This window comes from uncultured Shewanella sp., from assembly GCF_947497935.1.
Taxonomy (GTDB): Bacteria; Pseudomonadota; Gammaproteobacteria; order Enterobacterales; family Shewanellaceae; genus Shewanella.
In genome coordinates this window covers 27924-41037 of the sequence record NZ_CANMIO010000004.1, presented here as the reverse complement: position 1 = coordinate 41037, position 13114 = coordinate 27924, and the positions used below count along the sequence as shown (strand labels likewise).

Below are 13114 nucleotides of genomic sequence, written 5' to 3'. Positions count from 1 at the left end.
AAGGCGAAGCAGATCCTCAATATCTTGTCAGTTATCGCTTTTAACCACTCCTTGAAGCTACTCTTCTTTAGTTTTCGCCCTCTTACTTTATGTAACTACGTCTCCATTCTCAGGTGGAAAAACTGTTTCAAGTGAAAGCCTGTAGATGAGAAAAATGAGCTTAATTACTATCTGATTATTAGCTGCAAAGTCAGCAGCAAGATGATTAATCATAATAATTAGAGGTGGGTTATGTCAGTTGTAGATAAAAGTGAAAGAACCAAGGGGATCAAACAGTACCATATTGGCATGGTAGAAGGGGATGTGGCTGAATACGTGTTGTTACCGGGAGATCCATTCAGAACAGATATCATTGCGAAATATTTGGACGATGCAGAATTAGTTGCCCATAAGCGCGAGCACAAAACCTATACAGGTTATTACAAGGGAGTTCGGGTATCTGTTACTTCAACAGGTATGGGCTGCCCATCTACGGCTATTGCAGCTGAAGAACTCGCTAATATTGGCGCAAAAGTATTTATCCGTTTAGGAAGCTGCGCAGCCCTGCAAGATGATATTAATATCGGTGATTTAGTTATTACGACAGCGGCCATGAAAAATGAGGGAACATCAAAATTTTATGTGCCAGATAATCTACCTGCTGTTGCTGACCTAGAGGTCACATCTGAATTAATTCGTGTCGCTAAAGAGATGTCTGTAGGGGAAAACTATCAGGTTCACTGGGGGGTTACTTCAACGGATGATTCATTTTATGGTGAAACTCCCGAATGGATTGAAAAGCTTATTAGCCTAAATTTAAAGAATATTGAAATGGAAGCATCGGCACTCTTCACAGTGTGTCATCGTCGTGGATTGAAAGGCGCGACTATCTGTGCCGTGGCTGCAAACCATAAGAGAGGCGAGAATTTTTGGGGTAAGCGAAATATTCTACTCGAACAAGGTATTGAGAAAGAAACAGAGGTCGCGCTAGAAGCTATTTATCGTTTCCATCATGGCAAAAACTTATTCTAAATTCAGCTGATAACGTGGTGTTTTATCAAGGTTCACAGCTTGTTGTTCTTGAGGGTAAATCACCACTCTTCATTGTTTAACTCAGAAGGTACTAATAGTGGATCATGAAATTATCGGCTATTTGGGTTCTATCGTTATAGCCATTTCTTTGCTGGTATCAAATATAACAAAGCTTCGTTATCTGAATTCAGTTGGCTGCTTAATGATGGTGGTTTATGCGCTGTTAATCGGGGCGTATCCAGTCGTATTGATGAATTGCATCTGTATCATGATCAATATTTATCATATCGTTAAAGTGGAAAGAAACCCCAAGACTGAGCCAGTAAAAGCGGATTAATCAGGGGCTTCTGTAGGTGTCTTGTATAGAAAGCAACTCTCCTCAAAATAATTGCGTGGTAATGCTGCAACCTTATAAAGCAAAAAAGACAGCCTTAGCTGTCTTTTTCTATACGTTCAACTGAGCAAACGCTTGTTTAAGCGAGCCAGTTTAAATCAGTCTTGCATAAAGAGTCTTTGCTTAAACAATAGCGGCTTAAAATCCTTGCGACACTCTTTTGCAGTAACGCTGCTCAAAGTTAAATGGCGTCATCTTCAAGGTGCGGATTGCATCGACCCAGCCAACAACCATAGGTACCAGTGTCCAGCTAAATGCTAAGTACAAACTGCCCTTTAAATGTTGACCTAAGTAGAACTTATGTAGCCCCAGTCCACCGAGTAGGAAGCTAAACCATATTGCTAGTTTCTGGTTTTTAATACGCATATCAGGATCGACTCCAGCTAAGGATTCTAACCCTTGTGCGGCATGACATTGTGGGCAAGAAACTGAATTAAGGTCGATTTTATGGCTGCACTGTGGGCAATCAATGTTCTGCATCGCAAACTCCAATAGTCAATACGGCTGATATCTGGCTAGTACCTCATTATGTGTACAAGTGTGCGCCGAAACATAGGTGCATGGTTCACAAAATTAAAATAAAACAGTAAGAGGCGAATAGCTTTATTCTAAATAGAGGGGCTATGACTTGGATTTTGCCACGCTTGGGCTGAGTAAAGGGGGATGGGGGCCATTGTTACCTGTGGAGCAAGGCTGAAACAAAATAGCCAAGAGCAGTATCTGAATATACAGTTCTTGGCTATTGGTTAAGAGCGCTTTATAAGTGCGACTTTAACTGACAAGCTAAAGCCTTAGGAGTTATAGAGCCCTAATTGATGAGCTTCAGTAAAGACTGTTTAACGTCGTTAGATGCAAATGCATTTTCAACGCTCATCTTATAGATAGCAAAATAATCTTGTTCGCTTAAGTTGAACTTCTCTACCGCCAGTTGTAGCTCTTTAGTCATAGTGGTATCAGATACGGTGCGGTTGTCAGTGTTGATGGTAACTAATAAACCATCACGGTAGAACTCGCCAAATGGATGGCTCTCTAAACTCTCAACCGCTTTGGTTTGCACGTTACTGCTAGGGCAAGTTTCTAATGCTACGGCCTCAGCGCGTACTAAGTCGTAAGCTTGTTGATGGCTGTTAATATGAATACCATGACCGATGCGCTCCGCGCCTAAGAGTGAGATGGCATCATACACGTTTTGGCCAACGCCTTGCTCACCGGCATGAATGGTAATGCGATAGCCTTTTTCAAGGGCATACTTAGCATAAGGAATATACTCGTGGCAAAAACCTGGCTCTTCACTGGCGGCTAAATCAAAAGCCACCACGCCGTTATCGAGGAACTTAGCCCCGGCATCGATAACATCATTGATATCATCTTTTGGTAGCACCTTAATGATAGATAAGATGTAGTTGCCTTTGATGTCGTATTTAGCTTCAGCTTTGCGCATACCTTTGACGACACTGCCAATAATCTGCTCGAAGTTTAGACCCATTTTACGATGGAGTTGAGGTCCAAAACGCACTTCTAAGTACTTCACGTTTTCTAAAGCTGCATCTTCAAATAGCTCAAATGAGATACGCTCAAGGGCGGCTTCTGTTTGCATCACAGAAACTGGCAGTGCAAAGCGGGTTAGGTATTCATCAAGGTTGGGGCAAGACTCTGGTGCCACCATCAAGGCTTTGATGTCATCGACGTTAAAACTTGGGATAGTAACGCTTTGAAGCTTAGCGAGGTCGATGACGGTTTGCGGGCGAACGCTTCCGTCTAGGTGGCAGTGAAGATCGATTTTGGGTAGCTGTAGATAATTCATGAAGCTCTCCTTTATTAAGTGGTTATACCCATTTAAGTTCATCAGCGCCCACTTGCTGCACAGCAACAATGCACTAAACTTATTAAATTAGCATTACATAAAGTAAAGTCTTCATAATCAAGAGTTTAGGGCTCTTGGTAGAAACTCTCAAACCATATCATTGAGATTATACGAAGTGTTAACCGCAAATATTAGCACTCATTTACCCACTAGTGAAAGATTCTATAACAAATAACTGAAAACGGATTTTCATTTAACGGCAATAATAAGCTAGGAGCTTGCCTATGTGTTGATAGCCAAAAGCCAAATTAATTTGATCTTCTGGCTCATCTTAACGGTATGCTTTTAGTCGCTTATGAATTAACTGTATGTGATTTAGATTTGCCGTGATGGGCTTGAAGCTTATGGAACAAAACATCTTTTAAGTTGGCACGTTGCACTTTGAGTTGATGCATATGTTCATCGTCGGTAGGGCTGCCGGCAATTTCTAGCTGGCGAATATCATAATCAAGCAGGTGGTATTGCTTAGAAAGCTTATCAAACTCTTGGTCGGTGTAATTTAAGTAAACAATGTCTTGTTTAAATTCTGGGAAGTCGAAAATAAGCGCATGATTTTCATTTAACATAGTTGCCCCTTGAATTGCTGAACTAAAATGTCGTACTGAACAGAAACAATTGATTTTGGCTCTCGATTCACTATAGCAGTGCAATCGGCTCTAAAGTGAGATCTCTGTAGGTTTTAGCAATACAAAATTGCAAAATAATGAGCAAATTGCATGCTTACTTTTGACATCAAAAAGTAAATGCCTTCATATCGAAAGCAGTCACTACTAATAAATATTCAATGACTTAAAATAAAGTTTATGCGTCTTTAGGCTTTGGTGGCAAATCACGAACATGTAGATCCATTTGCGGAAAGGCAATTTCAATCTGGTGCTCTCGAAACAAGCGATCAATATTTTTGTTGATGATATGAACCGTTGATAGGCGTAGTTCAATTGCGGTGATATGGGCTCTTAATTCAAAGTCGAGACTGCTAGCTCCAAAAGATAAGAACACCACAGAAGGTTGCGGATCTGGTAGTACGAGTGGATGCTCATCAGCAATTTGATACAGTAAGCTCTCCACCTTATCGATATCTGAGCCGTAAGCCACACCAATAGGAATGACGATTCTGGTGATGGGGCTCGTCAAGGACCAGTTAATGAGTTTTTCTGTAATAAAGGTTTTATTTGGCACCACTATTTCTTTGTTGTCCCAATCTATAATGGTGGTGGCACGGGTCTGAATTTTACTCACCGTTCCCGATAAGTCATTAATCGTCACAATGTCACCAATGCGGATAGGTCGTTCAAACAAGAGGATCAAACCAGAAATAAAGTTGGCGAAAATTTCTTGTAATCCAAACCCTAAGCCAACTCCAAACGCCGCAACCAGCCATTGCAATTTTGACCATTGAAAACCTAATATGGAAAACGCACCCATTAAGCCAGCCATTAAAATTACATAGCGCAATAGAGTGGTAACCGCATAGCCAGCGCCTGGCGCTAAGTCGAGACGACGCAGGATCAACAGTTCCAAAATGCCAGGTAAGTTTCGCACCCCGACAAACGTCACGATTAATGTGACCATTGCATAAATCAATGATTGCAGAGTCACATCCACTAGGGTTACACCGGTTTGGGTCATTTCATTTACTTGCCACACCACAATGGCATCTAACCAACTGGTCATTTCTAAGGCGCTTGACCATAAGGTTAACACCGCAGCCACTAAGCCAATTAAGGACAAGCCACGCAACAGCGTTAGTGACTGTTCACTAATTTGTTCACTCGCTAAACTGCGCTCTTCTACATCAGGAATAGTTTCCCTTAATTCAGTAATTTCGGGTGATTCATCTGCTTGCTCTTGTTGTTGAGCAATGAGCTCTTCACGCCGTGCTAGCAGGCGCTGATAGCTGAGCTGCCGGTGCTCTAACTTTAGCCAGCGTTCTCCCATTTGGTAGGTAAATAGCACGGCTAACACTACGTAAATGGTTAACTGTTGATAGATAAGTAGGATCCATGAAGCAATATAAAGCCCCATAACGGCCATAACGATAATAGTAATAAACGAACCGATAACGATGAAACGAAATAGATAGAGGGAGAAGCCTCTATTAAGTGGGGACGGTAAAGTAGAGGGGAGATGGTTTTCCTTCAGCAGTGAAATAAATACAGCCATCATTACTCCCATTAGTAATAGGAATAATACGCGTGAGATTTCCGCTTCATGGATCCCTGAAACCAGTTCTGCAGCAAAAATACTAAGCAACAAAATGACAAATGGCCAGAGGATCCGTTGACTTCCTTTATGCAGGTATGAGCAAATTTGCTCTGGCCAGTTTAGATGGAGCGCGAGAACACCTTGTTTATAGCTTAAGGCGTGGATGAGTTCGACGACAAACACGCCTGATGCACTGGCAAAGATCAGTGTACTGAGCTCATTTGAGGTCGTAACTGGCCAAAACCAATACAGTCCCCAAGCGGTTATTACATACCAAATCGGCAGAATAAGCGCGCGTATAATGGCGAGTAAAAATAACAAAACAGTATTATGAAATCGATCTTTCAGTGGGTGACCAAATACTTTTTGAAGCTCATCTTTACGCTGAGCAGCATATCGATTCAGTCGAGTAGTGCTATAGATAAGAAGAATCGTGTACAAAGCAAATATAGTTAACAGCGATATTGACTGTCCTTGTGGGAGATCATTTAACATATTTTTAAGTGGTGTCTTGGAGCCGAACCAGATCACAGTATTGAAGTCAGTAAGGTGTTGCCATATGGGCACGTTACTGCGTGTCCATAGCTGTTGCTGCTTTAAAAAACTACGTGCTTTTTCCACTGTTTGAGCATATTGATCCTTGACCAACTTTAGCTGACTCAATGCTGAAATTAGCTTGTCATAATCTTTCGTTAATTGGACTAATAATTTATTTAATAACGAGGCTAATCTGTCTGGGTCTTCTTCGTTTTTTTTACCTCTAGAAGTTGCACCTTGTTGCTCTGCATCATCTTTTAACTGGCCTATCTCGTATTTTCGAATGTGGGCTTTGGCAATTTCATCGGGAATATATTGCGTGTCTACTTTGGAGGGTAACCTTTGTAACTGTGCACGGATGGAAGCACCAAAAACCGTGCTATCGCGTAACCAAGCCAAGTTATCTTTTATTAAGCGTTGGTCATCCGCTAAACTGCGTTGCTCAGACTCAACTTTTTGATACATAATTCGCGTTTTATCAATCTTATCCAGTACTTCTTCTAATTCTAAGGTGTAAGCTTTGACTAGCTCTACTTGGTGTTGCTCCTCCGTATCTCCTTGCGCCTCCTCGCTGATCTGCCTTGCTTGTTCAATGAGTGTTTTAACTGAGGCCTGCTCGACTCGGGTTAATTTATCTTGTAATTCAATCAAAATTGGCGAGGCTAATTGAATTTTTCGGTTCAGTAATTGCTGCTCTAAAATCAGTAATTCAGTACGTTCATCTAAGCTCTGTAACTGAGCAGAGGTCACTTGTCGTTGAAGTTTTAGCGAGGCCAAGTGGGTTGATTCAAGCCACTGATCTAACTGGCTGCCAGTATCACTTTTAATGATAGAGGCTTGCTCGATTTCTTTATCCGTTTGTGCGAGAGACTGGGGTAATGTTGTTTTCTCATTAATCAGTCGCTTATTTTGATCGCTATTGGTTTGATATGTAGATCGCCATTCTATTAGCGCAGCTTGCAGTGTCGCGATAGATTGAGAAAGGTCACTATACTTATCTTTACGGCGAATATTAAAGATATCTAACCGCTCTACATCATCTATCTTTTTGAGTAACCGCTCTCGTTGCACCGGAAACTGGCTAACAATGTTTAGATACTTTTCTCGCGTGGCAGTTTGTTTTTCATAGCCATTAATTCGAGACAGCAAAGTTTCATATTGGCTGATTAAGCTTTCATTTTTTGGCGATTCAATATTCAGTCGGGCTATTTCACTTTTTAAGAAATTGGCATCAGGCTGGGTCTGGCTGCTTGATGCTAAGGAGAGTAGCGTTAACGATAAAAATAGGAATAGCCACCATAGGCGCCTTGTCACTTTGAGCTTAACTTCCAGACTCACAGGCTTTCCCCACTTTCACGGTATTATCCATAGATATAAGTGTATACGGCTTATTGGGAACTGCTGGTTTCATTTTTAACGGAATGCAGGCTCGTTACTGTTAACGAGTAATACCAAGTGACATCTGGATTTTGATTAAGTGAAGGGATTATTGCAAAGCGGCTTTTCTATGGGAAAGTTGAGGCCGAGCGATGGGAGGTTTCTGCGATCGCTAAGACTAAGGTATCAGCTTAGCATTTGAACATCACTAGAGGTCGTTAGTGAGATGCTTTAAAAGTTTTGTTGCAATGGTTATATGAATGACTTGATCACTGTAAGTTTTAGAACCATAAGGTTAGGCGTAATATTTAAAGTAAAGCCCCTAGCTCAACACTATGATAAATAGCTTGAGAAATAGGGGCTTTATGGATGGTTCTAAATGGATGTTTGGACCATCATACGCTCAATAAACGCTTGTTAAGCTTGTGGTGGCGTACCTTCACAGTTTGAAATAACCGCATCTATTTGCACCCGTGCTCCCATTGGCAATGTTGACACTGCAAAGACGGTTCTTGCTGGAAGCTCTTGCTTGAAAAAGCTGCTGTAGACAGAGTCAATTACGTCAATATCTTCGATATTGGCAACTTGAATATTAACCTTTACCACGTCATCCATCACATGCGCGACGCTCTCGATAATGGCTTTTATATTGTTTAAACATTGCTTAGTTTGTTCAGCCACATCAGCGCTAACGATTTCGCCAGTTGTTGCATCGATGGGTAACTGGCCTGAAATATGGTTGTAATGGGAAAATGCCACAGTGTGTGAGTAGGGGGCATGTGGAGCCTTGTCGCTGTTGCTTGCTTCGATAACGATAAACTGAGTATCTTCTGGTGGCTGTGGTGGCGTGCCATCACCGTGGGACACTACTGTATCAATTTGCACTAAAGCTCCCATAGGTAAAGCTGCTGCATTAACAATAGTACGTGCAGGCACATAGCCTTCGAAAAACGCGTTACACACTTCATTTACTGCTGCAACATCAGCGATATCTTTAACGAATATGGTTGTTTTAACGATATCAGCCATGACGTGGTCGATGCTTGCTAAAATTGCCTTGATGTTATTAAGACACTGCTCAGTTTGCTCTTTTACCCCACCAGCAATTAGTTTTCCGGTGGCAGGCTCGATAGGTAATTGAGCCGAAAGGTTGTTGTAATGAGAAAAAGCCACCGTCTGTGTCGATATCGCTGTTAACGGTGCATTTTTGGTGTTTCTTGACACTTTCACTAGTGCACATGGAGTTTGCGGCGCAGTGCCTTCACCATTAGAAATAAGTGCGTCCATTTGCACTAATGCATCACTCAAAGGTAACTCTTTTACCGCAATCACAGTGCGGGTAGGAAAAGGAGTTGAGAAGAATGTCGCATACACTTCATCGATAGCGTCCATATCCTCGATGTTTTTAACAAACACATTGATTTTAACCATATCGTCCATCACATGGCCGATACTTTCAACAATGGCTTTGATATTAGCGAGACATTGTTTAGCTTGATCTTTTACGCTACCAATCACGATATCATCGGTTTTAGGATCGATAGGTAATTGCGCTGAAATATTGTTGTAATGAGAAAAGGCGACAGTTTGAGTAGAAACAGAATTTTGTGGTGCATTGTCTGTATTTCTTGAAACTTTTTTTATGTCGTGACTCATATTGGTATTTTACCTCTTAGATGTAGTTAACTGAATGTCAGTTCTATGGTGATAGCGATGGATACTTAGCTGCTAAAGTCACCGGTTATAAAAGTAAAGGTTGATATTTGTTAACCGTTACTTTTACTATTTTCTTAGCCAAATCATGATGCTGATTCGGCGGTAGTGCGTTATTCACAGCGCTAGCTAGTTTGGCTGGCATAACAGATTGAGTTTCTATGTTGTCGAGTTCATGACGACTCAGATATATGACTCTGCGGTATAGAGAAGCTGCGATGCATCAAGCCATGCGACGACCTCTACTGCCTATTTAGATATTTAGCATGCCTGCGGTTTCGATAAAGGTGATGATCTCTGGCACTCCTTTACCGGTTTTCATATTGGTAAATACATAGGGCTTTTCAGGGCGCATACGTTGGGTATCTTGGTCCATTACCACCAGTGATGCGCCAACATAAGGGGCAAGATCGATTTTGTTGATGATTAACAGATCGGAGCGGGTGATCCCAGGGCCGCCTTTGCGGGGGATCTTCTCGCCTTCGGCAACGTCAATCACGTAAATGGTAATATCGGCAAGTTCAGGGCTAAAGGTCGCGCTTAGGTTATCGCCGCCACTTTCAACAAACACCACATCTAAATTCTTATGGCGCTTGGCCAACTCTTCAACTGCCGCCAAGTTCATTGAAGCATCTTCACGAATGGCTGTATGGGGGCAACCGCCCGTTTCAACCCCGATAATGCGGTCAGCATCTAATGCCTCTGAGCGGGTTAAAATCTTAGCGTCTTCTTGGGTGTAAATATCATTGGTCACCACCGCAATTTGGTACTTATCACGCAGTGCTTTACATAGCACTTCTAGCAGTGCTGTTTTTCCTGAACCCACGGGGCCACCTACGCCGATCCGCAGTGGTTGTTTATAATCAAATTCGGTCATTGTTATTCCTAATTCTGGTTAAGGTGTACCTAATGCTTTGACTTAAAGAGCTCGTATTTCAATGGGTAAGCCTTTAAGTTTTGTTGCTTTAAGTGATACGGCCTTAGGGGATATCAACTCGCTCGATGGCAAGTCTTCTTGTCGATTAACAGCCCAGCTAAGAGCGAAATAGCCGAGTATATTGGTGCTCATGGCGACAGCTGGCCATGACCTGCGCAGGGGTAAAACTCCCAATGTCTTCATCAGCTATAGTTAGTGCTTTTTCTACCGCAGCAGGAATGCTTTCGGCTAACGACATCAAGAGCTGTTGACCAGCACTTTGACCTAGAGGCACTAACTTGATACCGACCACCACTGCATTTTCAAGCCAGCTCCATAGGTAGCCGCCAAGTGCTTTCTCTAGCGGGATCTGCCATTGATTCATCCCTAACGCAAAAGCCGCTAGCTGAGTGGTTTTCACCATGGTGGTTAGCTCAGGGGTCAGTGCTATGCCTAACTTAGGGAGTAACTGTACAAAGGCGATGCCCCGTTGGTGCTCTTCTAGCCGTAACTCTTTAGTTTCGCGGCTCGCGGAAAGGTAGTTACACCAAGCTTGCGCCTGGACATAATCATCTGCGGCCAGATAGCTTTGAATACGGACTAAAATGGGTAACTCAAGGCTGGTTAGGCTCGCTAACATCTGGCTTTTAAGCCAATCTTCCAGTGCTTGCGGTGTCGTTACCCAGCCTTTATCAATGGCCCATTCAAGCCCTTGAGAATAGGTAAAACCGCCTACAGGAAGTGATGGACTGATAAGCTGATAGAGGCGTAGTTCTGGCAACATATTGTGAGCGCTATACATCGACTAATGCTCATGGAGATGTGAATGGCTATGCTCTTGACCTGCCTTTTCTAAACTATCGTCGTAGGCGTCACCATGGGAATGGCCACCAGTGGTGCCCCCGTAGGCGCCGGGTTCAGGCTGAAAGGCTTGCTGTTCTACAGTAACCTGCAAACCTAAGCCGATTAGCATTTCATCGAGTACATGATCATGTTGATAACGGCACCAGCCTGCCTCGACTTGTAAAGGCACATGGCGATTACCTAAGTGATAGCAGCCCTTAGCAAACAAGGTCGGATCATCAGAGCTTGCCGTCGAGACTTGCTCTTTGGCTGCAATCACTTCAACCACAAAACCGTCATCACTTACGAGCAAATCGCCAGCATGTAAAGTATGGCCGCGTGGTAGTACCAAGCCAGCATCACGGCCATCTTCAAGGGTGATACGTAAACGACTTTTCGTGCGCTCGACCATGGTCAAACACACCGTGGCGTCAACCTGTGATGCAGCAGTTAATACTTGGGTTAACTTAATCATTTTTACCTCTTCAATAAGCTCGATTGAGCCAGCTAATGGCTCAGTCGGTATGGGAGTTGAAAGCGAAAACAAACTAAAACAAGAAATAGCGCTGCGCCATTGGCAACTCGGCTAGCGGTTCACACACTAAGGGCATGCCGTCGGCCTTTACCACATAGGTTTGCGAATCGAGCTCTATCTCTGGGGTGTAGCTGTTATGAATCATGTCTTTCTTACGAATATCGCGGCAGCCTTTTACCTCACCAATTAAGTGGGTTAATTTAAGTTTTGCAGGTATACCGGCATCGATTGCGGCTTTTGGTAAAAAGGTCATCGAGGTCGCAGCTCGAGCTTTACCTGTAGCGGCGTACATAGGGCGGTAATGCACGGGTTGTGGCGTTGGAATAGCACCATTGATATCGCCCATAGGTGCATAAACAGTAAGGCCACCTTTTAAGACTAAAGCGGGTTTAACCCCAAAAAAAGCCGGCTCCCACAACACGATATCGGCCAATTTTCCGACTTCAATTGAGCCGACTTCATGGCTTATTCCGTGGGCAATAGCTGGGTTAATGGTGTATTTGGCGACATAGCGCTTGAGGCGAGTATTATCAGAATCTTGATTGTCGCCTTCGAGTGGGCCACGCTGCAATTTCATCTTATGGGCACATTGCCAAGTACGCATGGCCACTTCAGCTACTCGGCCCATTGCTTGTGAATCTGAGCTCATTACTGAGATAGCACCTAAGTCATGCAAAATATCTTCAGCGGCAATAGTTTCACGGCGAATACGCGATTCAGCAAATGCGACATCTTCAGCAATCGCGGGATCTAAATGGTGACACACCATCAACATGTCCAAATGCTCATCTACGGTATTAATGGTGTATGGCATAGTTGGGTTAGTTGACGCAGGAATAATATTGGCTTCGCCCACCGATTTAATCACATCGGGTGCATGACCGCCGCCAGCGCCTTCGGTATGGAATACGTGAATGACGCGATCGCCAATTGCTTTCGCTGTGGCTTCGTAAAAGCCGCCTTCATTTAGCGTATCGGAGTGAATGGCAACTTGTACGTCCATCTCATCAGCAACAGTCATGCAGGTATCAATGGCTGCAGGGGTTGCGCCCCAGTCTTCATGGATTTTAAGCCCCATGGCACCATTAGTGATTTGTTCTCGAATGGCGTCTGGATTACTGACGGTGCCTTTGCCAAATAAGCCGACATTAATAGGTAAGTCATCGGCGGCTTCAAGCATGCGATGCATGTTCCAAGTACCTGGTGTCACAGTGGTTGCGGTTGAGCCTGCAACAGGCCCGGTGCCGCCACCGATAAAGGTCGTTGTGCCTGCAGACAGTCCCTCTTCAGCCTGTTGTGGGCAGATAAAATGAATATGGGTATCAATTGCACCTGCAGTAATGATCTTACCTTCACCAGCAATAGCCTCAGTGCCAGCGCCAATGACAATATCAACATTGGGTTGTATGTCAGGATTCCCCGCCTTGCCAATACCGCTAATGCGCCCATTTTTAATACCTATGTCGGCTTTGACTATGCCCCAGTGGTCTAGAATAAGCGCATTGGTGATCACTGCATCGGCGCAATCTTTACTTAACGCTTGGCTTTGGCCCATGCCATCGCGGATCACCTTACCGCCACCAAACTTAACTTCTTCACCATAGGTGGTGAGATCTTGCTCGACTTCTAATAACAAAGCGGTATCGGCTAGTCGGATTTTATCGCCAACGGTTGGGCCAAACATGTCGGCATAAGCCTGTCTTGAAATGGTAGCCATAC

At 43.5% G+C, this 13114-nt stretch carries 11 protein-coding genes and 1 riboswitch; of the genes, 2 read left to right on the top strand and 9 right to left on the bottom strand.

Features of this window, described 5'->3' with window-relative positions; genetic code table 11:
* Positions 1–231: 231 nt before the first annotated feature.
* Together Q1A86_RS05760 and Q1A86_RS05755 are read left to right on the top strand one after the other, a co-directional pair.
* Complete coding sequence (locus Q1A86_RS05760; protein ID WP_299804028.1) at positions 232–1011, top strand: nucleoside phosphorylase; 780 nt, start codon at positions 232–234, stop codon at positions 1009–1011.
* A 97-nt stretch (positions 1012–1108) separates the two neighbouring features.
* A complete protein-coding gene (locus Q1A86_RS05755; RefSeq protein WP_299804025.1) occupies positions 1109–1348 on the top strand; it encodes a YgjV family protein in 240 nt (79 codons plus the stop codon).
* 195 nt (positions 1349–1543) lie between these two features.
* Here Q1A86_RS05755 and Q1A86_RS05750 read toward each other — a convergent pair whose 3' ends face one another.
* The 9 genes from Q1A86_RS05750 to ureC form a co-directional block, all read right to left on the bottom strand.
* Positions 1544–1885 (bottom strand): NINE protein, encoded by a 342-nt coding sequence (locus Q1A86_RS05750; protein WP_299804024.1) that lies wholly within the window; start codon positions 1883–1885, stop codon positions 1544–1546.
* Positions 1886–2213: 328 nt separating this feature from the next.
* Positions 2214–3209: an adenosine deaminase gene (add, locus tag Q1A86_RS05745; RefSeq protein ID WP_299804022.1), complete on the bottom strand. Its 996-nt coding sequence runs from the start codon at positions 3207–3209 to the stop codon at positions 2214–2216.
* A gap of 94 nt (positions 3210–3303) precedes the next feature.
* A riboswitch (purine riboswitch) is annotated at positions 3304–3403 on the bottom strand.
* A gap of 159 nt (positions 3404–3562) precedes the next feature.
* A complete protein-coding gene (locus tag Q1A86_RS05740; RefSeq protein ID WP_299804019.1) occupies positions 3563–3835 on the bottom strand; it encodes a YdcH family protein in 273 nt (90 codons plus the stop codon).
* 235 nt (positions 3836–4070) lie between these two features.
* Positions 4071–7349 carry a mechanosensitive ion channel domain-containing protein gene (locus Q1A86_RS05735; protein ID WP_299804016.1) on the bottom strand — a complete coding sequence of 1093 codons (3279 nt, stop codon included), beginning with the start codon at positions 7347–7349 and terminating at the stop codon, positions 4071–4073.
* Between the two features lie 456 nt (positions 7350–7805).
* Entirely contained in the window at positions 7806–9044 is a 1239-nt protein-coding gene (locus tag Q1A86_RS05730; protein ID WP_299804013.1) for a RidA family protein, read from the bottom strand.
* Between the two features lie 310 nt (positions 9045–9354).
* On the bottom strand, positions 9355–9978 hold the full coding sequence (gene ureG / locus Q1A86_RS05725) for an urease accessory protein UreG (protein WP_299804009.1): 624 nt from the start codon (positions 9976–9978) through the stop codon (positions 9355–9357).
* Positions 9979–10135: 157 nt separating this feature from the next.
* Complete coding sequence (locus Q1A86_RS05720) at positions 10136–10819, bottom strand: urease accessory protein UreF (protein ID WP_299804007.1); 684 nt, start codon at positions 10817–10819, stop codon at positions 10136–10138.
* A gap of 3 nt (positions 10820–10822) precedes the next feature.
* Entirely contained in the window at positions 10823–11335 is a 513-nt protein-coding gene (gene ureE, locus Q1A86_RS05715; RefSeq protein ID WP_299804004.1) for an urease accessory protein UreE, read from the bottom strand.
* 73 nt (positions 11336–11408) lie between these two features.
* Complete coding sequence (gene ureC / locus Q1A86_RS05710) at positions 11409–13112, bottom strand: urease subunit alpha (protein WP_299804002.1); 1704 nt, start codon at positions 13110–13112, stop codon at positions 11409–11411.
* Positions 13113–13114 lie beyond the last annotated feature (2 nt).